Origin of the sequence: Novosphingobium sp. (assembly GCF_031424035.1) — a bacterium.
GTDB lineage: Bacteria > Pseudomonadota > Alphaproteobacteria > Sphingomonadales > Sphingomonadaceae > Novosphingobium.
In genome coordinates this window covers 89689-111644 of record NZ_JANPGP010000070.1, presented here as the reverse complement: position 1 = coordinate 111644, position 21956 = coordinate 89689, and the positions used below count along the sequence as shown (strand labels likewise).

25 protein-coding genes are annotated in these 21956 nt (G+C 63.6%); 19 read left to right on the top strand and 6 right to left on the bottom strand.

Annotated elements, in window-relative coordinates; translation table 11 throughout:
* The first annotated feature begins 41 nt into the window (after positions 1–41).
* The 3 genes from RMO89_RS10620 to RMO89_RS10610 are packed head-to-tail and all read left to right on the top strand — an operon-like array spanning position 42 to position 1758.
* Complete coding sequence (locus tag RMO89_RS10620) at positions 42–305, top strand: acyl carrier protein (RefSeq protein WP_310533010.1); 264 nt, start codon at positions 42–44, stop codon at positions 303–305.
* The gene (locus RMO89_RS10615) at positions 302–982 is read left to right on the top strand and encodes a hypothetical protein (RefSeq protein ID WP_310533009.1); all 681 of its coding nucleotides are present in this window, start codon (positions 302–304) and stop codon (positions 980–982) included. Before RMO89_RS10620 ends, RMO89_RS10615 begins: the two co-directional genes overlap by 4 nt.
* Positions 979–1758: a hydrolase 1, exosortase A system-associated gene (locus RMO89_RS10610; RefSeq protein WP_310533008.1), complete on the top strand. Its 780-nt coding sequence runs from the start codon at positions 979–981 to the stop codon at positions 1756–1758. The genes RMO89_RS10615 and RMO89_RS10610 overlap by 4 nt, the downstream gene beginning before the upstream one ends.
* Here RMO89_RS10610 and trxB read toward each other — a convergent pair whose 3' ends face one another.
* On the bottom strand, positions 1759–2715 hold the full coding sequence (gene trxB / locus RMO89_RS10605) for a thioredoxin-disulfide reductase (protein WP_310533007.1): 957 nt from the start codon (positions 2713–2715) through the stop codon (positions 1759–1761).
* A 126-nt stretch (positions 2716–2841) separates the two neighbouring features.
* On the opposite strand from trxB, the gene RMO89_RS10600 reads away from it, so the two are divergent.
* Complete coding sequence (locus tag RMO89_RS10600) at positions 2842–3714, top strand: alpha/beta hydrolase (RefSeq protein WP_310533006.1); 873 nt, start codon at positions 2842–2844, stop codon at positions 3712–3714.
* Here the strand turns inward: RMO89_RS10600 and RMO89_RS10595 are convergent.
* The gene (locus RMO89_RS10595; protein ID WP_310533005.1) at positions 3711–4484 is read right to left on the bottom strand and encodes a tyrosine-protein phosphatase; all 774 of its coding nucleotides are present in this window, start codon (positions 4482–4484) and stop codon (positions 3711–3713) included. The two genes, RMO89_RS10600 and RMO89_RS10595, sit on opposite strands and share 4 nt — an antisense overlap.
* Before the next feature lie 116 nt (positions 4485–4600).
* Here RMO89_RS10595 and RMO89_RS10590 point away from each other — a divergent pair, with 116 nt between their 5' ends.
* Both RMO89_RS10590 and RMO89_RS10585 read left to right on the top strand, forming a co-directional pair.
* On the top strand, positions 4601–5656 hold the full coding sequence (locus tag RMO89_RS10590) for an HlyD family secretion protein (RefSeq protein WP_310533004.1): 1056 nt from the start codon (positions 4601–4603) through the stop codon (positions 5654–5656).
* A 5-nt stretch (positions 5657–5661) separates the two neighbouring features.
* The gene (locus RMO89_RS10585; protein ID WP_310533069.1) at positions 5662–7107 is read left to right on the top strand and encodes an efflux transporter outer membrane subunit; all 1446 of its coding nucleotides are present in this window, start codon (positions 5662–5664) and stop codon (positions 7105–7107) included.
* Positions 7108–7209: 102 nt separating this feature from the next.
* Here RMO89_RS10585 and RMO89_RS10580 read toward each other — a convergent pair whose 3' ends face one another.
* Positions 7210–8646, bottom strand: coding sequence for an NAD-dependent succinate-semialdehyde dehydrogenase (locus RMO89_RS10580; protein WP_310533003.1), 1437 nt, complete (start codon positions 8644–8646; stop codon positions 7210–7212).
* Between the two features lie 107 nt (positions 8647–8753).
* On the opposite strand from RMO89_RS10580, the gene RMO89_RS10575 reads away from it, so the two are divergent.
* Positions 8754–9182, top strand: a complete 429-nt coding sequence (locus RMO89_RS10575) for a nuclear transport factor 2 family protein (protein ID WP_310533002.1) — start codon at positions 8754–8756, stop codon at positions 9180–9182.
* Here RMO89_RS10575 and RMO89_RS10570 read toward each other — a convergent pair.
* Entirely contained in the window at positions 9167–9550 is a 384-nt protein-coding gene (locus RMO89_RS10570) for an EthD domain-containing protein (protein ID WP_310533001.1), read from the bottom strand. The two genes, RMO89_RS10575 and RMO89_RS10570, sit on opposite strands and share 16 nt — an antisense overlap.
* A complete protein-coding gene (locus RMO89_RS10565) occupies positions 9547–10320 on the bottom strand; it encodes an SDR family oxidoreductase (RefSeq protein ID WP_310533000.1) in 774 nt (257 codons plus the stop codon). The genes RMO89_RS10570 and RMO89_RS10565 overlap by 4 nt, the downstream gene beginning before the upstream one ends.
* A 137-nt stretch (positions 10321–10457) precedes the next feature.
* Between RMO89_RS10565 and RMO89_RS10560 the strand changes: the two genes are divergently transcribed.
* Positions 10458–11696 (top strand): CaiB/BaiF CoA-transferase family protein, encoded by a 1239-nt coding sequence (locus RMO89_RS10560; RefSeq protein ID WP_310532999.1) that lies wholly within the window; start codon positions 10458–10460, stop codon positions 11694–11696.
* A 10-nt stretch (positions 11697–11706) separates the two neighbouring features.
* Here RMO89_RS10560 and RMO89_RS10555 read toward each other — a convergent pair whose 3' ends face one another.
* Complete coding sequence (locus RMO89_RS10555; RefSeq protein ID WP_310532998.1) at positions 11707–12561, bottom strand: LysR family transcriptional regulator; 855 nt, start codon at positions 12559–12561, stop codon at positions 11707–11709.
* A gap of 90 nt (positions 12562–12651) precedes the next feature.
* Between RMO89_RS10555 and RMO89_RS10550 the strand changes: the two genes are divergently transcribed.
* From RMO89_RS10550 to RMO89_RS10500, 11 genes are all read left to right on the top strand, one after another.
* Positions 12652–13806, top strand: a complete 1155-nt coding sequence (locus RMO89_RS10550) for an acyl-CoA dehydrogenase family protein (protein ID WP_310532997.1) — start codon at positions 12652–12654, stop codon at positions 13804–13806.
* Entirely contained in the window at positions 13803–14150 is a 348-nt protein-coding gene (locus RMO89_RS10545; protein ID WP_310533072.1) for a hypothetical protein, read from the top strand. The genes RMO89_RS10550 and RMO89_RS10545 overlap by 4 nt, the downstream gene beginning before the upstream one ends.
* Positions 14147–14410 carry a hypothetical protein gene (locus RMO89_RS10540; protein WP_310533068.1) on the top strand — a complete coding sequence of 88 codons (264 nt, stop codon included), beginning with the start codon at positions 14147–14149 and terminating at the stop codon, positions 14408–14410. The genes RMO89_RS10545 and RMO89_RS10540 overlap by 4 nt, the downstream gene beginning before the upstream one ends.
* On the top strand, positions 14407–16008 hold the full coding sequence (locus RMO89_RS10535; RefSeq protein ID WP_310532996.1) for a carboxyl transferase domain-containing protein: 1602 nt from the start codon (positions 14407–14409) through the stop codon (positions 16006–16008). Before RMO89_RS10540 ends, RMO89_RS10535 begins: the two co-directional genes overlap by 4 nt.
* Positions 16009–16196: 188 nt before the next feature.
* The gene (locus RMO89_RS10530) at positions 16197–16562 is read left to right on the top strand and encodes an endonuclease domain-containing protein (RefSeq protein WP_409035541.1); all 366 of its coding nucleotides are present in this window, start codon (positions 16197–16199) and stop codon (positions 16560–16562) included.
* A complete protein-coding gene (locus tag RMO89_RS10525) occupies positions 16559–18403 on the top strand; it encodes an acetyl/propionyl/methylcrotonyl-CoA carboxylase subunit alpha (RefSeq protein ID WP_310532994.1) in 1845 nt (614 codons plus the stop codon). Before RMO89_RS10530 ends, RMO89_RS10525 begins: the two co-directional genes overlap by 4 nt.
* A 73-nt stretch (positions 18404–18476) precedes the next feature.
* Positions 18477–18935, top strand: a complete 459-nt coding sequence (locus RMO89_RS10520; RefSeq protein ID WP_310532993.1) for a MaoC family dehydratase — start codon at positions 18477–18479, stop codon at positions 18933–18935.
* Between the two features lie 26 nt (positions 18936–18961).
* Positions 18962–19399: a pyridoxamine 5'-phosphate oxidase family protein gene (locus tag RMO89_RS10515; RefSeq protein ID WP_310532992.1), complete on the top strand. Its 438-nt coding sequence runs from the start codon at positions 18962–18964 to the stop codon at positions 19397–19399.
* 106 nt (positions 19400–19505) lie between these two features.
* Positions 19506–20300 (top strand): carboxymuconolactone decarboxylase family protein, encoded by a 795-nt coding sequence (locus tag RMO89_RS10510; protein WP_310532991.1) that lies wholly within the window; start codon positions 19506–19508, stop codon positions 20298–20300.
* 4 nt (positions 20301–20304) lie between these two features.
* Positions 20305–21057 (top strand): SDR family oxidoreductase, encoded by a 753-nt coding sequence (locus RMO89_RS10505; protein ID WP_310532990.1) that lies wholly within the window; start codon positions 20305–20307, stop codon positions 21055–21057.
* A complete protein-coding gene (locus RMO89_RS10500; RefSeq protein WP_310532989.1) occupies positions 21054–21863 on the top strand; it encodes an NAD(P)-dependent oxidoreductase in 810 nt (269 codons plus the stop codon). Before RMO89_RS10505 ends, RMO89_RS10500 begins: the two co-directional genes overlap by 4 nt.
* Positions 21864–21956: the final 93 nt, after the last annotated feature.

Sequence of the window (21956 nt, the reverse complement as noted above, 5' to 3'; positions counted from 1 at the left end):
GCCGCGCCACCGCTTCGCGGCACGCTATGTTCGGGGAAGACATGAGCACCAAGACCGACCGGGAATTGCGCCGTATCCTTGCCGACGTGCTGGGCCTAAAGGCCGAGCAGGTTGCCGCGTTCGACGCCGATACCGGGCTGTTCGGCCATTTGCCCGAACTCGATTCGATGTCGGTAGCCGGCCTGCTGACCGAAATGGAAGATCGCCTTGGCTTTATCATCGATGATGACGAAATCGATGGTGAACTGCTTGAAACCTATGGTTCGCTACTCGCCTTCGCCGAGGCGAAACGCGCGGGCGAATGACGCCGGCGACCTATCAGGTCGTGCAAGCGGGCGGTGAGGCAATCGCCGAATTTGCGCTCAGCTTTGACCAGGGGCGGGCCGACCGGCTGCTGGTGATCCCGTCCCTGTTCGATGAAGCCAATCGCCTGCGCCGCCTGACGGTGGAAGTCATGCGGCGGCTCGACCATGCTGGCATTGATTCGCTGCTTCCGGACCTGCCTGGCTGCAATGAAAGTCTGCAAGCGCTTGGCGAGCTGAACCTCGGCCACTGGCAGCACGCAATGGTTGCCGCCGCGCGCGAATTCCGCGCTACGCGTGTGCTGGCCATCCGCGGCGGCGCGCTGGTGGTGCCGCGCTCGCTCCCCGGCTGGCGCTATGCCCCAACGGGCGGCGCGACGATCCTGCGGCAAATGCTGCGGATGCGAATCCTGTCATCTCGCGAGGCCGGCCGCGAGGAAACGCAGGGCGGATTGCTCGAACAGGGTCTGGCTGAAGGGCTCGAACTTGCGGGCTACCAGCTTTCCGCAGCCATGATCGCCGACCTTCAGGCCGCGATGCCGCCCGAGGAAACCGAGCAGACGATCATCGGGCAGGACATGCTGGGCGGCGGCGCGCTGTGGCTCCGCGCCGAACCGGGCGAAGCGCCAGCGCAGGCCGATGCGCTGGCCGCGATCATCACCGTTGGGATCAAGGCATGAACCGCCGGCACATCGCCTTCGACTGCGAGGGCGCGCAGCTAATCGGCACGCTTGATGAAGGCGGCGAGCCCACGGCCTTGCTGATCGTCACTGGCGGCAATGAAGTGCGTGCGGGCGCGTGGAACGGGCAGGCCCAATTCGCCGCGCGGATCGCCAGCGCGGGCTTCCCTGTGTTCCGTTTCGACCGGCGCGGGGTGGGTGACTCTGAGGGCGTCAATACCGGCTTCAGCGATTCCGTTGCCGATATTTCTGCTGCCATCGCTGCCCTTCACGCAGCTGCACCGCAGGTCACCCGCGTGGTTGGCATGGGAAACTGCGACGGCGCCACGGCACTCGTTCTGGCCAAAGACGCACGGTGCGATGCGCTGGTGCTGTCGAACCCGTGGACCATTGAAGGCGATGAGGGCGATGAACCTGCCCCCGCCCCGCCAGCGGCCGTCCGCGCGCATTACCTGCGCCGATTGCGTGACCCGAGAGCCATCTTGCGCCTGCTGCGCGGCAGCGTGAAGATCGGCCAGTTGATTGATTCGCTAAAATCAGCGCTGCAACCTGCACCGCCGCCAAGCACTTTGGCCCAGACCTTCGCCAGAGAGCTCAAGGCATACGCCGGGCCAGTATCAATCCTGCTCGCCGGCCGCGACCGGACCGCGCAGGTGTTCGAGGCCAGCTGGGATAAATCAGACCCCCGCGTAAGGCGCTGCGCAGAGGCCACCCATTCCTATGTCGAAGCGCAAGACTGGCTTGAGGCGCAGGTGCTCGAGTCCTTGCGCGCCTGATCAATAAGTCCCGATAAATTCCTGCGCGCCGAGGAAACGCTCTGCGTCCAGCGCGGCCATGCAGCCCGTTCCGGCAGCGGTCACAGCCTGCCGATAGGTGTGATCCATTACGTCACCGCAAGCAAACACACCCGGAATGGCTGTCTTCGGCGTACCGGCGTCAACAACTATGTAGCCTGCGCCGTCCAGTTCAAGCTTGTCCTTGAACAATTCTGTCGCCGGAGCATGGCCGATGGCCACAAAAGCGCCGTCCGTCGGGATAATAGATGTCTCGCCAGTGATGGTATCGACCACTTCAACCCCGGTCAGGCCGCCGCTCGCCGGATCGCCGACGAAGCGCTTTACAGCCTTGTTCCACTCAACCGAAACCTTCTCGTTGGCGAAAAGCCGGTCCTGCAGGATCTTTTCCGCACGGAACGAATCGCGGCGGTGGATCACGGTGACGTCGGGCGAATGGTTGGTAAGGTAGAGCGCTTCCTCGACCGCAGTATTGCCGCCGCCGATCACCACGACCTTCTTGCCGCGATAGAAGAAACCGTCGCAGGTCGCGCAGGCGGACACGCCTTTGCCGCCGAGTTCCTGCTCGCCCTCGACACCAAGCCACTTGGCCTGCGCGCCAGTCGCGATGACCAAGGTTTCGCCTTCATAGACATCACCGCCATCGCCGATCGCACGGAAAGGCGACCCGTCCATCTGGACCTCGGCGATGGTGTCCCACATCATCCGCGTGCCGACGTGTTCAGCCTGGGCCTGCATTTCCTGCATCAACCACGGACCCTGGATCACGTCGCGAAAACCGGGATAGTTCTCGACATCGGTGGTGATGGTCAGCTGGCCGCCCGGCTGCAAGCCCTGCACGACGATCGGCTCCATACCGGCGCGCGCGCCATAAATCGCGGCGGAGAGGCCGGCGGGGCCGGAGCCGATGATCAGCATGCGGGTCTTGTGGGTGGCCATGCGGCGATTCCTTGAAGTGAGGCGGTTGCGGCCAGATAGTTACCCCGGCGCGCGATTGCGAGTCCCCCGCGCGGCAATTCCACACGGGCGATTGACGCAAGGCCACTCGCCGGGCCAAGTGCGGCCATGCTGACGACCGGACCCACCTCGAACTCGTTCATCTCGCAGCGCCTGCGGTTGCACTATGTCGACTGGGGAAACCCCGATGCGCCGCCGCTGATCCTGCAGCATGGCGGGCGTGACCATTGCCGGTCCTGGGACTGGGTTGCGCAGGAGCTGTCGCGCGACTGGCACGTCGTCGCCGCCGACCTGCGCGGGCACGGCGACAGTGCATGGTCACCCGATGGGGACTATTCGGCGCACGCCTTCGTCTATGACTTCGCCCAGTTCGTACAGACGCTCGGCCATGAGCAGGTGACGATCGTCGGCCATTCGCTCGGCGGAAATATCGTCACGCGCTTCACCGGGCTTTATCCGGACAAGGTCCGCAAGCTGGTCAACATCGAGGGGCTTGGCCTGTCGCCGCAGATGCTCGCCGAGCGACAAGCGCAGGGAGTGGCGGACAATCTGCGCAAGTGGATCGAAAACAAGCGGGCCGCATCAGGCCGTACGCCCAAGCGTTATGATACGCTCGAACATGCTTACGCCCGCATGAAGGCGGAAAACGGGTTCCTGTCCGACGAACAGGCGCGTCACCTGACCATTCATGGGGCGAGCCGAAATGAAGACGGCACCTGGAGCTGGAAGTTCGATAATTACCTGAATGTCGGGACTCCGTTCGATATTCCGCAGGCTGATGTTGAGACGCTGTGGTCAGCCGTCACCTGTCCACTCCTGCTGCTTTACGGCGCCGACTCGTGGGCTTCAAACCCTGAGAACGACGGCCGCGTCCGGCACTTTCAGGATGCCCGCGTGATCGAATATGAAAAGGCCGGCCACTGGCTGCACCACGACCAGCTCGACAGGTTCCTGACAGACGTGAAGTCCTTTCTGGCCTAGCCCTCGATCAGCACGGCGCGCAGCCGATCGCGCAAGGCATTGTCCACGCCGAGCACGTCTGCCTGATAGGCATCGACCGATGCATGGCTGTCCTGCATCGCCTGCCAGGCGGTTGCGAGATATTCCGGCTCAACGCTCATCAACACGCGCAGGGCTTCGGGTTCGATATTGCCGAGCAAGCTTTTAACCGAGCGCAGACCGGCGGCGATGCGCTCTTCAGGGTTGCCAGCCGTGTTTGTCAGCAGATAGTCGGTAACGATGTCATCGTAATGAACGCCGAGGGCGTGGTGCACCATGGCGACGGCAAAGCCGGTGCGATCCTTGCCTGCCATGCAATTGACCAGACTCGCCCCGTCGCCGCTTGCCAATCGATCGAACATGTTGCGCACCATGGCGACCAGCAGCGGGCGGTAGGGCATCCCGGCATAGGACCGGAGCATGTTCGCCCGCGTCGTTTCGGGATCGCGGCGGGCTGAGGACACGTGCGGTGCCTGATTGGCCAAGTCATCAGGGATAGTATGGACCTGCGCCCCAAATTGCACTGGTCGCCGACAAGGATGGCTCGTCCGCTCGCGATCGCTGCGCAGGTCGAAGACGTGGGCAAGGTCGAGCGAATCGAGCCTGCCAAGGTCCTCGTCGCTGGCCTCGAAATGCTGGCCCGAGCGCCACAGCAGACCGCGCTGAACCGCGCCACCGCCCGCTACGGCATAGCCGCCGTAGTCGCGAAAATTGTGTATTCCCGTGAAATCGACGACACGGTCATTAGCCATGCTGCTATCCCTCTTGCTGATTATAGCATTGCTTAGTATCTGCGACCGGTCAACGTGCCCGGCAGCGCGCAGCGGAGATTCCTGTGAGCGATAACGCCCCTGTAGCAGAGCCCCAAGTGTCCAGTTCGCGGCTGCGCCGTCCGCTGATGCTGGGCGGTATTATCATCGCAGCGGCGGTCGGCCTGTGGTTCTATCTTTCCGGCGGCCGCTATGTCGAAACCGACAATGCCCAGTTGCAGGCCGGCAAGGTCATGATTGCCGCCAATGTCAGCGGCAAGATAGTATCGGTGGAGGTCAAGGAGAACCAGGTCGTCCATGCCGGCGACGTACTGTTCCGCATCGATCCGTCTGACTTTCAGGCTGGATTCGCCTCTGCCGAGGCCCAGCTTTCCGGCGCAATTGCCGAAGTCGGCGCCACCCGCGCCGATTACTTGCAGGCTCAGTCCGAAGTGAGCCGGATGCAAGCTCAGCTCGCCTTCGCTCGCTCGCAGGCCGCGCGGCAGCAATCGCTGCTGAAGGAAGGGATTTCCTCGCAGTCTCAAGTCGATCAGGCCGTGCTGGCCGTCCGCACCGCGAGCGACGGCATCGCCGCAGCACAGGCCCATGCCGCTGCAATCGCCGCCAAGATTCCCGCCGGTTCTCCCGCCGCGCAACCTGCCTCGCGCCGCGCCGCTGCGATGGTCCAGACGGCACGGATCGCGCTGGAAAACACAGTCGTTCGCGCTGCGCAGGACGGCATCGTCACCAAGGTCAACCAGGTGCAGGTGGGCAGCTATGTCACCGCCGGCAAGCCGCTGTTCGTCATGACCGGCACGCGTTATTGGGTTGAGGCGAACTTCAAGGAAAATCAGCTTCGCTACATGCGGCTGGGCCAGCCGGTGACCATCCACATCGACGCTTTTCCCGATGAGGAACTGACCGGCCGGATCGCCAGTTTCAGCCCCGGAACCGGCAACAGTTTCTCCGTGCTCCCGGCCGAAAACGCCACCGGCAACTGGGTGAAAGTAACCCAGCGCCTGCCGGTCGAAATCGCCGTTGACCGCTTGCCCAAGGACCTGCCGCTTCACGCCGGGCTCAGCGTCGGGGTGACTGTCGATACCGGCCACCAGCGCCGCCTGCTGGGCAAGGATACGCCGCCCAATGCACCGCTGGCGGCGAAATCGGGCAAGTGACCACGATGTGCCGCAAGCTGCTTATCGCCCTGCTGCCGCTCACCGCGCTGGCCGGCTGCAAGACTGTCGGCCCGAATTTCGCTGCCCCGGTGGCGCCGGCCGGAAGCTATGCCGGCACCTTCCAGAGCGGAAAGGCACCGGTTGCCATTCCCGGCCAAGGCCCGCAGGCGCGCTGGTGGGAGGTGTTCGGATCAACCGAGCTCAACGGCCTCGTCGACAAGGCGCTGGCCGGCAACCAGAGTCTTGAAGCCAGCCGCCAGACACTGACCCGCAGCCTTGAATATGTGAAGGCAGTCGCCGGGAAGAGCCAGCCGCAGGTCAATGGTCAAGCGCAGGTCAATCACCAGCAGATCAACCTCTCGAACTTCGGTCTCAGCGGCGGCGCTCTGGGCTTTGGAAACCCCGAATTTACGTTGTTCTCACTGGGCGGCGGGGTCAGCTATGATCTCGACTTATTCGGCGGTCAGAAGCGCGCAAACGAAAAGGCGCTGGCCGAGGCGGAAACCCAGCTGCGCGAAACTGAAGCCGCACACCTGACGATTGCCGGGCGGGTGGTCCTGCAGGTCCTCACTATTGCCGCGCTTAACGACCGGATCGCCACGCAGCAGGCACTGGTTGATGAGGACTTGCGCAACGTGAAGCTGACCGACGCCAAGCGCCGCGGGGGCGACGGTACGATGGTTGAAGTGCTCAGCGCACAAGGTGAACTCGCCGCCGATCAGGCCGGCCTGCCGCAGCTTGAACAGGCGCGCGCCGAGGCGCGCAACTTGCTGGCGATCCTGCTCGGCGTCGCACCATCAGAACTGGGCGAAACGACCTTATCGGTTTCCAGCCTGCGCCTGCCGCAGGAAGTGCCGGTCACCCTGCCCTCCGAACTGGTGCACAAGCGGCCCGATATACTCGCCAGCGAAGCGCGGCTCCACGCGGCAACTGCGGCGATCGGCGTTGCCGAAGCGCGGCTCTATCCCAGCATCACTCTTGGTGCCTCGTTCACGCAATCGGCGAAAAGTCCGGATGACCTGTTCAGCCCCTCGAACACCGCCTTCAGCCTGCTTGGCGGGCTGACCGCGCCGATCTTCGACGGCGGCACCCGTAAAGCCGAAAAGCGCGCGGCAGAGGCCGAGGCGCGGGCGGCGGCAGCGCGCTATCGCCAGACCGTGCTGGAAGCTTTCGGACAGACTTCGGACCTGCTCGCCGCGCTGGCCAACGATGCCCGCGCCGTGTCGCTACGCGGCGAATCGCTGGGCATTGCAGAGCGGTCGCTGCACTTGTCGCGGCGCAGCTTTCAGGTGGGCAATTCGGGCGTGCTGCAAGTGCTCGATGCCAGCCGCACGGCGCAGCAGGCGCGGCTCGGAATGCTGGACGCGCGATCAAGGCAGTTCATCGACGTGGCGCGTCTCTACCTCGCCACGGCGGGCGGCTGGACGGAGCCGGCGACCGCGCCGAAATAGGCGAGCTCCCCCGCGAAGGCGGGGGCCTCAGGCCCTTCGGCACCTCACTCGCGTCGGCTCCCGACCTCCTGAGGCCCCGCCTTCGCGGGGACTCATGGGGGTTCAGATGCCCATGCAGAGGTACTTCAGCTCCATGAAGTCATCGAGCCCGTGGCGCGATCCTTCGCGGCCGAGGCCTGACATCTTCACCCCGCCAAACGGTGCAACTTCGGTCGAAATCAGACCGGTGTTGATCCCGACGATGCCCGATTCGAGGGCCTCAGCCACGCGCCAGACGCGGCCCAGGTCGCGCGCATAGAAATAGGCGGCGAGGCCGAACTCGCTGGCATTGGCCAATTCGATTGCCTCGGCCTCAGTCTGGAAACGGATCACCCCGGCGAGCGGGCCAAAGGTTTCCTCACGCGCCAACTTCATGTCGGGCTTGACGTTGGCGACCACAGTCGGCTGGAAATACGTGCCTTCCAGACGCTTGCCACCAGCCAGCAGGGTTGCGCCGCCTGCCAGTGCATCCTCAAGATGTTCCTCGACCTTTTCGACCGCAGCCTCATCAATCAGTGGGCCGACCACGACACCTTCATCCATGCCGTAGCCGATCTTCATCTCGGAGGCCCGCTTGGCGAGCTTGTGGACGAATTCGTCATAAACCGCGTCCTGGACATAAAAGCGGTTGGTGCAGACGCAGGTCTGGCCGTTGTTGCGGAACTTGGAGACCATCGCGCCTTCGATCGCGGCATCGACATCAGCATCGTCGAACACGATGAATGGCGCGTTGCCGCCCAGTTCCATCGACAGCTTCTTCATCGTGTCGGCGCTCTGGCGCATCAGCTCGATGCCGATCTCGGTCGATCCCGTGAAGGTGATCTTGCGCACGGTGGGGTTGCGGGTCAGTTCGCCGCCGATGGCGCGGGCCGATCCGGTAACGACGTTGAACACGCCCGCCGGAATGCCCGCTTCTTCCGCCAGTACCGCCAGAGCCAGCGCCGAATAGGGCGTAGCGGATGCCGGCTTGAGCACCATGGTGCAGCCAGCCGCGAGTGCCGGGCCGAGCTTGCGCCCGATCATAGCGGAGGGGAAATTCCACGGCGTAATCGCGCCGACAACGCCGATGCCCTGCTTGAGCGTTACGATCCGGCGGTCAGCCGCGTGGCTGGGGACGACTTCACCGTATGCGCGCTTGCCCTCTTCTGCGAACCATTCGATGAAGCTGGCGGAATAGGCGATTTCGCCCTTGGCCTCGGCAAAGGGCTTGCCCTGTTCGCGGCTGAGCAGTTCGCCCAGCGCATCCTGATTGGCGATCATCAGGTCAAAGAACTTGCGCATGATCTTGGCGCGGTCGCCAGCGGTCTTCGCCCGCCATGCAGGCAGCGCCGCATCAGCGGCAGCAATCGCGCGTTCGGTTTCCGCCGCCCCCATATTCGGCACGGTGCCCATCTTCTCGCCGCTACCCGGATCGGTGACATCGAACGAACCGCCGCTATCGGCATCGCACCACTTGCCATCGATGTAGCACTGCTGCTTGAGGAAACGGGTGTAGCTCATGGAAACCTCGCGATTGGGCACATGCGCCGCCTTTGCGCGGGAAAAGGCTTGCCGTCCAGTAGCAGCCGCGCAACATCCGTATAGCGATAGACCGGCAGGAGAGGCACGTGTCCGACACCGTCAAGACCCTGGCTGCGAAGGCGGAGATCGCCGACCTCGTGCACACCTATGCGCTCAATATACGGAGGGGCCGCCCGGAGGCCTGCAGCGCGCTGTTTACGCAAGATGCCACTTTCGAAGTGCGCGATGCTGATCCGCTTCAGCCAGAGGCAGCGGTGCGGCGCTATCGCAAGGTGGGACGGGAAGAGGTTGCCGCCTCGATCGGCTCCTCAGGCGCAGCATCGCGGGTGTTTCCGGCGATCCATAACCTGATCGTTACCGTGGAAGGCGACACGGCGTCTGCCACCTCGCTGATGATCGCCACGGTGTTTCCCAGCGGCAGCGAACTGATCGGCGACTATGAGGACAAGTTCCTGCACGATGGAGAGGAGTGGCGCTTTACCTCACGCCGCTACACAATTTACCGGTCGCCCTGACCCAGATCGGTGGCGCATTCGGTGGTCATGAAGTAGCGCGTCTTTGGCCGATCAAAGACATTGTGCTCGTCCTCGAACACATCGGTAGGCAGCTTGCCCTCACTGACCATCCAGATGAGGCCTGCTGCGGCCTTGGGATCGTCGTACCAAAGCTCGGTGATCACATCGAACTCGGGTTCGTGGACCTCCTTGGTGTCCAGGTGCGGCAGCGGATCGAGGTAGCGGCGGGCATAATAGACCATGCCCGGCTGGGTGTACTTGCCCGCGACCTTGGTGTGGACATTCTCGTAATAGTCGCGGAATTCCTGCACCGACATTCCGGGCCGGCGCTTAAGCCCGATGATGATCTTGGTGAGCTCTGCGCTCACTGTTCGACCCATTTGGTGCTGGTGGCGCGGGGGCTGAGGTACTTGGTGTTGTTCCAGCCGCCATCGACGACAATCGACTGCCCGTTGATCATCTCACTGCCCGGCGAACAGAGGAATGCGATGACGCTGGCGATGTCTTCCGGATTGGCAAGGCGCGGGTAAGGCGTGGTTTCCACGTTGGCGCGCTTGAACACTTCGTCATCAAAGCGGTGGGCAACCATCTCAGTCATGGTCACGCCGGGCGCGACGCAGTTCGAGCGGATACCGCGTGGCCCATATTCGCAAGCCATATGCTCGGTGAGCGACTTGAGACCGCCCTTGGCCGCAGAGTAAGCCCCCCCGCGCCGTCCGCCGATGTGGGCGAAAGTGCTGGTTACGTTCACGATCGAGCCGCCCTCACCCATGTGACCAAGGCATTCACGGATCAGGCGGAACGGCGCCTTGAGCATGATGTCGATAAAGCTGTCGAAATCGCTGTCGCTTGCCTCATGCACAGGTTTCGGGCTGCCGACGCCGGCATTGTTGACGAGGCAGTCGATGCGGCCGAACCGTTCGAGCGCGAGCCCCACGATCCGCGCCGGCGCATCGTCCGCCGTCACATCGACCGAGATGGTCGCGACGAGGTCAGGGTTGCCTATCGCGGCTTCGAGCGTGGTCAGCTTGGCCATGTCGCGGCCGACGCCGACAACCGCAATGCCCGCCACCGCCAGCATCTTCGCGGCTTCGAGGCCAATGCCGCTGCCCGCTCCGGTTATGATCGCAACTTTCACGCCTCTGCCCTTTCGGTATTCTGTCTGAGCCTTCGGATAGCCCCGGCCCTGCCCCGCGTCGAGAACGCTGGAGCGGTATTGGCGCCCTCGCCCGCCGCTCGCTTGGCGGGGGCGAGGCGGCTGGCTAGATAACAGCCATGACCGACAACAGCGCACTCGCGGGTATCCGCGTCATCGACATGTCCCGCGTTTTCGCCGCCCCGGTGGGCGCACAGATCCTGGGCGATCTTGGCGCCGACGTGATCAAGATCGAACGCCCCGGCGTGGGCGATGATGGCCGCGGCTATGGCCTCGCCTTTTTGCAGGGCAAGGACGGGCTCGATGCCCGCCAGTCGAGCTTCTTCACCGTAGCCAACCGCAACAAGCGTTCGATCACGCTCAACCATTCAAAGCAGGAAGGTCAGGAAATCCTGCGCGAACTGGTCAAGACGGCGGACGTGCTGATCGAGAATTACAAGGTCGGCGACCTCAAGCGTTTCGGGCTCGATTTCGAGAGCCTCAAGGCAATCAACCCGCGGCTAATCTATTGTTCGGTCACCGGGTACGGCCAGACCGGCCCGATGGCGCCGAAGCCCGGCTATGATGGGCTGTTCCAGGCAACTGGCGGCATGATGGCGGTAACCGGTGTTCCGGCGGGCCAGCCCGGTGCCGGTCCGCTTAAGGCGGGACCCAGCCTCGTCGACTTTGTCACCGGCCACAACACTGCCATCGCCATCCTCGGCGCGCTGATGCGTCGCAGCGTGACGGGCGAGGGCCAATATATTGACATTGCCCTGCTCGACACCTCGGTCGCGATGGTCAGCCACATCATGCAAGACTACCTGCTGAGCGGCGAGGCCCCTCCCCGGCTTGGCAATGGCGGCAATGGCGGCGGTCCCGCCGACTTGATCTATGGCAGCGACGGCATTGTCTATCTCACTGCCGGAACCGACGAGCATTATCGCCGGCTCACTGTGCTGATGGAACAGCCTGAACTGTTCACTGACGAGCGCTTCGACAGCAATTTCAAGCGCGGCAAGACCAACCGGGCCGAGCTGATCGACATCATCAACCAGTGGAGTCGCCAGTTCACTGCAGTCCAGCTCCTCGACCTGCTCGACGGCGTCGGCATTCCGGCGGCGAAGTACAACGAGCTTCCCGAGGTGTGGGAAGACGAGCAAGTCAAGCATCGCGGCCTGCGGGCCCGCATCCCGCACCCCCATGCCGAAGCGGGCTATGTCGATCTGATCGCCAGTCCGCTGGCCGGCATGTCGGAAAGTCCGGCGACGATCCGCCGCCCCCCGCCGCTGATCGGCGAGCATACAGACGAACTGCTGAGCGAGCTCGGCTTTGATGCGACCCGCGTCGCACAGTTCAAGGCTGCCGGCGCGGTCTAGGCCAGATCCTTTAGGTACGACCCTGCTGGAACGCGAGCGCGAGCGGGTGATCGCCCGCCTCGCCGGCATGGCCGCGTGGCAACAACAGCCCGATGCGGCGCCTGAAGTCATAGCCTGCCAACGGCACAGCATTGATGCCTGCGCGGGCCAAGGATGCAGGCGCGGTCGTCACGCCCATCCCGATCCGCACCATTTCCATGCAGCGATCGTCATTGGCCGAGCGCATGAAAAACGGCGGACGCACGCCGCGCTGAGTGAACCAGCGGCTGGTATCGGCAAGGATTTCGCAGGAACGGCGCGCGATCATGGTTTCGCCTGCCACCTGTGCGGCGTCGACGATTTCCGACCCTGCCAACGGATGAGATTGCGGCAGCATCAGCACATAGGCCTCTTCAAAGAGATCGAGCGAGGGACGCTCGCCGTCTTCGAGTCTTAGAAGAGTGACAGCGGCATCCAGTTGCCCATCGGACAAGCGCTTGCGCAATTCCGCATCGGTGCCTTCGGTCAAGACCAGCGCGCGCTCGCCGCTCCAGGCGCTCATGCAGCGCGACAGCATATCGGTCGCCAGCGAGGGCAGCACGCCCACGACCAATGGTGAGGCGACTGGGGCGGAGGCGGCAAGGCTCGCCTCAGCCTCGCGAAACTCTCGTTCGATGGCGCGGGCGTGGGCAAGCAGGCGGTTGCCCGCATCGGTCAGGCGTATGCGCCGCCGATCGCGCAGGAACAGCTTGGCCCCCACCAGCCGCTCAAGCTCGGCGATCCCTGCGGACAGGCTTGGCTGCGCCACGCCGACTCGCTCTGCAGCGCGAGTGAAGTTGCCGGTATCGACCACGGCAAGGAACTGGCGGAGGTGCGCGCGCTTCATCATAGGCTCAACCTATCGTAAATCTCTCCTTCAATCAATTTTGTCCGGTGATCAGTCAGTGCTAGCCTCTCCGCCAGAGAGGACTTTGCCATGCGCGCGACACCGCACTTCGATTTCGGCCTTGGCGAGAGCGCCGACATGATCCGCGAGGCCACCGCCCGCTTCGCTGACGAACAGATCGCCCCGCTGGCCGCCAAGGTTGACGCGGATGACTGGTTCCCCCGTGAACTGTGGCCCGCGATGGGCGAACTTGGCCTGCATGGCATTACCGTGGAGGAAGAATCCGGCGGGCTTGGGCTCGGCTATCTCGAACACGTGATCGCGGTCGAGGAAGTCAGCCGCGCCTCGGCTTCGGTTGGGCTGTCGTACGGCGCGCATTCGAACCTCTGCGTCAACCAGATCCGCCGCTGGGGCACGCCCGAGCAGAAGGCGAAGTACTTGCCGGGCCTGATCTCCGGCGAACACGTCGGCAGCCTTGCCATGTCCGAAGCTGGCGCGGGTTCGGACGTCGTCTCGATGAAGCTCAAGGCCGTCGCGGTCGAAGGCGGCTTCCGGCTTAACGGCACCAAGTTCTGGATCACCAACGGAACCTATGCCGATACGCTGGTGGTCTATGCCAAGACCGGTGAAGGTTCGCGCGGCATCACCGCCTTCCTGATTGAGAAGGACGACGCCGGATTCACCATCGGGCAGAAGATCGACAAGATGGGCATGCGCGGATCGCCCACGGCAGAGCTGGTGTTCGATGATTGCTTCATCCCCGAAGACCGCGTCATGGGTCCGCTCAACGGCGGCGTCGGCGTGCTGATGTCGGGTCTCGATTACGAACGCGTGGTACTCGCCGGGCTGCAACTCGGCATCATGCAGGCCTGTCTCGATACAGTCATTCCCTTTGTGCGCGAACGCAAGCAGTTCGGCCAGGCCATCGGCACCTTCCAGCTGATGCAGGCCAAGGTTGCGGACATGTACGTGTCGCTGCAATCGGCGCGGGCCTATGTCTATGCCGTGGCCAAGGCCTGCGACCTTGGGCAGACCACACGCTTTGACGCCGCCGGGGCGATCCTGCTGGCCAGCGAGTCGGCTTTCCGTGTCGCGGGCGAGGCGGTTCAGGCATTGGGCGGCGCAGGTTACACGAAGGACTGGCCGGTGGAACGATACCTGCGCGATGCCAAGCTGCTCGATATCGGCGCGGGCACCAACGAGATCCGCCGGATGCTTATCGGCCGAGAGCTGATCGGCGCGTGAATATCCTGCTCACCCTTTCAGCGGTCCTGATGGTCGTAACCGCAGCCGCCCATTCATGGCTTGGTGAAAAGCGCATTATCGGTGGCCCTCTGCGGCGACGGGAGGGTTATCTGGCTGATCCGTTCAAGCGTCAGCTGACCCGATACGCCTGGCATGCCATGAGTGGATTCGTGCTTGCAAACGCGGCAACTGTCGCGTGGCCGGAAACCCCTCAGGCGCTAATTCGGCTGGTCGGAGCGCTATGGATAGCAATTGCTTTGATTGGTCTTCTGGCGACGCGGGGAAAGCACGTTGGCTGGCCGGTAATTGCCGGGGCTGGCATTCTCGCAATGATCGGCGCCTGATGGATACCCTCATCACCGTTCTGCAGTGGTACGGCGCGGCGGCCAGCGTCATTGCGGCGGCCGTGATTTCGCTCGATCTTGGTCGCCGGCAGACCGGCTGGGCCTTCGTCCTCTTTGTCACATCGTCGATCGCGCTGATCGCATGGGGCTTTCTCACGCCCGACAGTGCCGGCATCGGCGTGCAGAACATCCTCATGCTGATCATCAACATCATCGGCGTGTATCAATATCTGATCCGCAAGAAAAAGGACGCCAAATGAGCGCCCCCGTACTCCAGACTTCAATCGATATGTCTTCACCAGAGGCTCAGGCCCGCGGCGCGCATAACCGCGCGCTCGTGGCCGAACTGCGCGAGAAAGTGGCCAAGGCCGCCCTCGGCGGTGACGAGCGCAGCCGCGACCGTCATGTCGGCCGGGGCAAACTTCTCCCGCGTGACCGGGTCGAACGCCTGCTCGATCCTGGCGCACCGTTCCTTGAGGTTGGCCAGCTTGCCGCCAATGGCATGTATGGCGACGAGGTTCCCGGCGCGGGCATCATCACCGGCGTGGGCCGCGTTTCCGGCCGCCAGTGCATGATTTTCGCCAATGACGCGACGGTCAAGGGCGGCACCTATTTCCCGTTGACGGTCAAGAAGCACTTGCGCGCGCAGGAAATCGCGCAGGAGAACCGCCTGCCCTGCATCTACTTGGTCGATAGCGGCGGCGCTAACCTGCCCAACCAGGCCGAAGTCTTCCCCGACCGCGACCATTTCGGCCGCTTCTTCTACAATCAGGCGAACATGAGCGCGCTCGGCATCCCGCAGATCGCCAGCGTCATGGGGTCGTGCACCGCCGGCGGCGCCTATGTCCCGGCGATGAGCGACGAGAGCATCATCGTGCGCGAACAGGGCACGATCTTCCTCGCCGGCCCGCCGCTGGTTCAGGCGGCAACCGGCGAAGTGATCTCCGCCGAAGACCTTGGCGGCGGCGACCTCCACAGCCGAAAGTCCGGCGTGACCGACCATCTGGCAGAGAATGACGAACACGCGCTGACCATTGTCCGCGATATCGTCAGCCATCTGGGCGGCGTGCATCGGCACAATGTACCGCTGAAAGAACCGCGCGCGCCGAAGTACGATGCGGAAGAACTTTACTCGATCGTCCCGCAGGATGTTCGCGAACCCTATGATGTCAAGGAAGTCATTGCCCGCATCGTCGATGGCAGCGAGTTCCACGAATTCAAGGCGCTCTACGGCACCACGCTGGTCTGCGGCTTCGCCCATATCTGGGGTATGCCGGTGGCGATCCTTGCCAACAACGGCATCTTGTTCTCGGAGTCAGCGCAAAAGGGCGCGCACTTCATCGAACTCGCCTGCCAGCGCGGCATTCCGCTGCTGTTCCTGCAGAACATCTCCGGCTTCATGGTTGGCGGCAAGTATGAGGCCGAGGGCATCGCAAAGCATGGTGCCAAGCTGGTCACTGCGGTCGCAACGGCCAACGTGCCCAAGCTAACCGTCCTGATCGGCGGCAGCTTTGGCGCCGGCAACTACGGCATGTGCGGCCGCGCCTACCAGCCGCGCTTCCTGTTCACCTGGCCCAATGCCCGCATCAGCGTGATGGGCGGCGAGCAGGCGGCAAGCGTGCTGGCCACCGTCCACCGCGACGCTGCCAAGTGGACGCCAGAAGAGGCGGAGGCTTTCAAGGCACCGGTCCGCCAGAAGTACGAGGATGAGGGGAATCCCTATTACGCCACGGCCCGGCTGTGGGACGACGGGGTGATTGACCCCGCGCAAACCCGCGATGTTCTTGGGCTGGCACTGGCTGCGGCGCTTGAAGCGCCGGTGGCGGAGCGGCCGGCATTCGGCGTGTTCAGGATGTGATGATGTCCACCCCTCCACCCCCGCTTCGCGGCGGTCCCCCTCCCCGGAACGGGGAGGTCTTGGGCAACACTGCAAAAACACCTCCCCGGAACGGGGAGGGGAACCACGCCGAAGGCAGTGGTGGAGGGGTGCTATCCGCCAGCGTCGCCGCTTTCAGGCTGGCCAGGCGCGAGCGGCGCTCTGGCAACTTGCCCGAAGTTCTGGTCTGGCGCGAACTGCGCAAAAGACCGGGCGGCTTCAAGTTTCGGCGTCAGCATCCGCTAAGCGAACTGGTACTTGATTTCGCCTGCCTCGAATGCCGTGTTGCCATCGAAATCGATGGCCGCATTCACGATCATGGTGACCGACCTGAACGTGATCTCCGGCGAATTGCGTACCTGCAATCGCGCGGGTTTGAGGTACTGCGTTTGCCAGCAAGCTTCGTGCTCAAGGATTTGTCTGGCGCGATCCAGACTATTGTTGCGGCCTGTAATGGGCGTTTACCCCTCCACCACCAGCCTGCGGCTGGCGGTCCCCCTCCCCGTTCCGGGGAGGTCTTGAAAGAAGCGAAATGATCAAGAGCCTCCTCATCGCCAATCGCGGCGAAATTGCCTGCCGCGTGATCCGCACGGCGCGGGCCATGGGTATCCGCACCGTCGCGGTCTATTCCGATGCTGATGCCAAGGCGCTGCACGTTCGTTCGGCGGACGAGGCAGTGCATATCGGCCCCTCGGCGGCGCGCGAATCCTACCTCGTTGGCGAGAAGATCATCGCCGCTGCCAAGGCGACCGGAGCCGAGGCTATCCATCCAGGATACGGCTTCCTCTCCGAGAACGCCGAATTCGCGCAGGCGGTGATGGACGCGGGCCTTGTCTGGGTCGGCCCCAAGCCTGCCAGCATCACCGCGATGGGCCTGAAGGACGCGGCCAAGAAGCTGATGATCGCCGCAGGAGTGCCCTGCACTCCGGGCTATCTCGGCGACGATCAGGACCCGGCGCACCTCGCACAGGAAGCTGGGGAGATCGGCTATCCGGTGCTGATCAAGGCAGTCGCCGGCGGCGGCGGCAAGGGTATGCGACTGGTCGAGGCGGCGGAAGACTTTGCCGATGCGCTCGCCTCGTGCCAGCGTGAGGCTGCGAATTCCTTTGGCAATGCCCACGTGCTGATCGAGAAATACATTCTCTCTCCCCGGCACATCGAAGTTCAGGTGTTTGGTGACAGCCACGGCAATGTCGTCCACCTGTTCGAGCGCGACTGCTCGCTCCAGCGCCGGCACCAGAAGGTGATCGAGGAAGCCCCCGCCCCCGGCATGGACGAGGCCACGCGTGAGGCCGTCTGCGCCGCCGCTGTCCGCGCCGCCAAGGCGGTCGACTATGAGGGCGCGGGCACCATCGAATTCATCGCCGACGGTTCCGAAGGCCTGCGCGCCGACCGGGTGTGGTTCATGGAAATGAACACGCGCCTGCAGGTGGAACACCCGGTGACCGAGGAAATCACCGGCGTCGACCTCGTCGAATGGCAGCTCCGCGTTGCCAGCGGCGAGCCGATCCCGATGAAGCAGGACGAGCTCAGCATCAACGGCTGGGCAATGGAAGCGCGGCTCTATGCCGAGGATCCGGCCAAGGGGTTTTTGCCCTCGATCGGTACGCTCGAGCTGTTTGAACTGGGCGAGGTCGAAGGCGGACGCATTGATACCGGCGTCTATGAGGGCGGTGAGGTCACCCCGTTCTACGACCCGATGATTGCCAAGCTGATCGCCCATGGCGAAACTCGCGATGAAGCGAGCGAGCGGCTGTCCGACATGCTGCACGACAGCGCCGTCTGGCCGGTAAAGACAAACGCCGCCTTCCTGATCAATGCGCTGGCGCACGAGGAATTCGCCGCCGGCAAGGTCGACACTGGGCTGATCGGCCGCGACGGCGACGCCATGGCCGCCGATCCCGAGCCTTCGGACGAAATGCTGCTCGAAGCGGCAATGTCGCTGACTCCCGCCAGCTTTGCTCCGGGGCTTCGGCTCAACGCCCCGCCGCGCCGTGTTGCGTCCTTCTTACTCGATGGCGAGTCGATCGACATCGAACTCGATGGCGAAGCGGAGGGCGGTGGTGAAAGCTCGGTCCTGATCGCAGAGAACGGCAAGGTTTGGCAAATGCTGCCCTGGCGCGTCGATGGCAGCGGCCACCACGGTGCCCACGACGGCGATATCCTCTCCCCCATGCCGGGCAAGATCATCGCCGTGGAAGTCACCGAAGGCCAGACCGTCACCAAGGGGCAGAAGCTGCTCACGCTTGAGGCGATGAAGATGGAACACTCCCTCACCGCGCCGTTCGATGGCACCGTGGCGGAACTGAAGGCCGTGGCCGGAGCGCAGGTGCAGGTGGACGCCCTGCTCGCGCGGATCGAAGCGGTAGAGGAGTAACTGCCCGTCCAATTCGTCATCCTGAACCTGGTTCAGGATGACGATGAATTGATGTTTGTTTGAGGAACTGGAAATGCCCGGACGCTACTTCGATCAATGGCAGATCGGTGATATGATCACTCATCAGCCCAGCCGCACGGTCACCGAGACTGACAACCTGATGTTCAGCGCCATGACGCACAACATGCAGCCGCTGCACCTTGATGCTGAATACGCAAAGGCGAGCGAATTCGGTCAGATCCTCGTCAACTCGACCTTCACCTTCAGCCTGGCGGTTGGCCTGTCGATCGCTGACACCACGGTCGGGACACTGGTCGCCAACCTCGGGTTCGACAAGGTGGTGACGCCCAAGCCGACTTTCATTGGCGACACCCTCACTTGCCACACCGAAGTGCTCGAGAAGCGCGAGAGCAAGTCGCGTCCCGGGCAAGGCATTGTCGTGTTCCAGCACACGCTGACCAACCAGCGCGGCGAAACGGCGCTGTCTATGACGCGCACCGTGTTGCTCAAACCCTCTCCCGCAGCCGTCTGATGCCCAGCCGCCGCGATCTCATCCGAATGAGCGACGCGGAAGCGATCGAATTCCTGCGCTCCGAATGCAAGACGGTGCTGGGCACGATCAGCAAGGACGGGATGCCGCACATGGTGACGCTGTATTACGGCGTCGATCCGGAAGGGCGCATCGTCATCTCCTCCTTCGCCAAGGCGCAGAAGGTGGTGAACTGCGAGCGCGATCCGCGCGCGACGATCTCGGTGGAAACCGGCAAGGCCTATCACGAAATCAAGTCGGTCATGGCCCAGTGCAATGTCGAAATCATCCGCGATTTCGAGCCGATGCGCGCAGCCATGCAGTACATTCGCAGCGCCAATCCGCGCCCGCACACCGAAGAGGCGCAGGAACAGATCCGCGCCTCCTATGCCAAGCGCGTGGTCCTGCGGCTGACCCCGTTCCGCATGATCAGCTGGGATCATTCGAAGTTGGGCGAGAAATACTAGGCAAATCTAGGCACAGATTTACATCGCGGCGGCGCGTCTGTTTGCCTTTGCTTCACCATTCCCCGTCACGCTATCCCCATCGCAATTACCTTCGGGGGAAATCATAATGTACCAGGGCACCAACCTGCTCGATCCGGCTGAGCGTTCCGCGCGCGGCGAAGCACTGCACCATGAGGTTACCGGGCTCAAACCGGGCAAGGCGGTCACGCCCCATGACCAGTCCTGGCGCGATTTCATCTTTGCCGAAGTCTGGTCGCGCGAAGGGCTGGACCGGCGCGCGCGCTATCTCGTCGCCATTGCCGGCGCGGCGTTGAGCAGCGGTGAGGACGGCCATCTTTACGGCTATGTCCACGGCGCGCTGAAATCGAAGATCCTGTCGGTGGTCGAAATGCGCGAAGCTGCGCTGCACCTGTCTGTCTATGGCGGCTGGTCGCGCGGCGGGCATGTCGATGCCGCGATCACCAAGGCGGTCAAGGCACTCAAGCTGGTTGACGAGCCCTGCGCCCCGATCCGCGGCGAACCGTGGGACCAGCGCGCGCGCGGCGACTTTGGCGGCAACGAATTCATGAAGGTCATGACCTTCGCCGGCGGCGGCGGTGAAACCCCATACCTTGAGGCGATCCGCAACTTCGTGTTCGGTGAAATGTGGAACCGCCGCGCGCTTGATGAACGCTCGCGTCGCTGGCTGACGCTGGTGGGTGTCTGCGAAAGCTGCGCAGAAACGCCGATCAAGAGCCACATCTACGCCGCCATGGCGAGCGGCAATTGCAAGCCGGCAGAGATGCAGGAATTCGTCCTCGCTTATGGCATCCACGCCGGCTGGCCCAAGGCATCGGTGATCCAAGGCGCGGTCTTTGCCATGACGCGCAATTTCGAAATGGGACTGGGATGGAACGGGTAAACTGATGGCCGATATCGACATGACAGGCAAAGCCGCGCTGGTAACTGGCGCGGCCTCGGGACTTGGCCGGGCGACTGCGCTGCGGCTGGCGAAGGCGGGTGCTAACCTGTTCCTGATCGACGTCAACGCGGCAGGCCTTTTTGAAACTGCGGCGATGCTGGAAGGTGTCGAGGTGGAAATCAGTCCGGTCGACCTGTCGGACGCTGCCGCCTGCCGCGCCGCTGTAGAGGCGGCACATACGCGCTTTGGCCGGCTTGATGCGCTATGCAATGTTGCGGGGCTGATCTACCTTGCCAATACGCCGCAAATGCCGCTCGACCAGTTTGAGCGGACAATCTCGGTGAACCTCAACGCGGTGTTCCACCTGTCGGCCGCTGCGATCCCATACCTGCTCGAAGTGAACGGCGCGATCGTCAATGTCGCCAGTTCAGCGGCCTTCATCGGCGAGGCCTATGCTGCCGCCTATTGCGCCAGCAAGTGGGGCGTGGTCGGCATGACCAAGGCGATGGCGATGGAATATTCGAAAAAGCCGATCCGGATCAACGCCGTCGCTCCGGGCGGCATGGTGACCAACATCGCCGCCAATTTCGTGCCGCCTGAAGGCTGCGATTTCGATCTGATCAAGCGCTTCTCCGGCCTGCGCGGCGTGGTGGAAGTGGATGACGTGGCCGACATGATTGCCCTGCTCGCCTCCGACGCCGGGCGCGGTTTCCACGGGGCATGCATCAACATCGACGCGGGGATCACGGCCGGATGAGCATTACCACGGGATTCATCGGTCTCGGCAGCCAAGGCGGCCCGATGGCGGAGCGTATGCTGGCGGGCGGCTATCCGTTGACCGTCTGGGCACGGCGACCCGAAGCGCTTGAACCGTTCGCGGCGCAGGGCGCGATCGTGGCGGCTTCGGTCGAAGACCTCGCGGCAAGCTGCGATCATATCGGCGTCTGCGTGGTGGACGATGCCGGCGTTGCGCAAATCTGCGATGCCCTGATCCCCGCGATGCGTCCCGGCAGCCTGCTGGCGATCCATTCGACCATCCTGCCCGAAAGCTGCGTGGCGCTCGAAACGCGCTGCGCGGAACGCGGCATTGCCTTCCTAGATGCGCCGGTGAGCGGCGGCGGGGGCGGAGCGGCGGCGGGAACATTGACCGTGATGTGCGGCGGCAGCGCCGAGGCCTTTGCGCAAGCCAGCCCGGTTTTTGCCACCTTCGCGGGGCTTAACGTCCACCTCGGCCCGGCAGGTTCCGGCCAGCGTGCCAAGATCGTCAACAATACGCTGATGGCGGCCAACATGGGCCTCGGCCAGGCCGCGCTAGATGCCGGCGAGGCGTTGGGGATCGACCGCAAAGCGCTCGCCGAGCTGATCAAGGCATCGAGCGGGCGCAGCTTCGGCTTCGAAGTGCTTGCCCGCCTGCCTTCGCCGGCTGCCTTTGCCATGGGCGCGCCGCTGCTGGCCAAGGATACCAACCTGCTGCGCGATATCCTGCCCGGGGATGAAAACGCGGGCCTGCTGCGGACTGCGGCAGAACCCTTCTTGAGTGCGGCGACCGGCAAGCCGCTTTAAATACCACTTCCGTCATTCCCGCGAAGGCGGGAACCCATCTCCGAAGGTTGCGTATTGCCGCCACCTTTTGCTGGATCGCAAGCGCGGGAGATG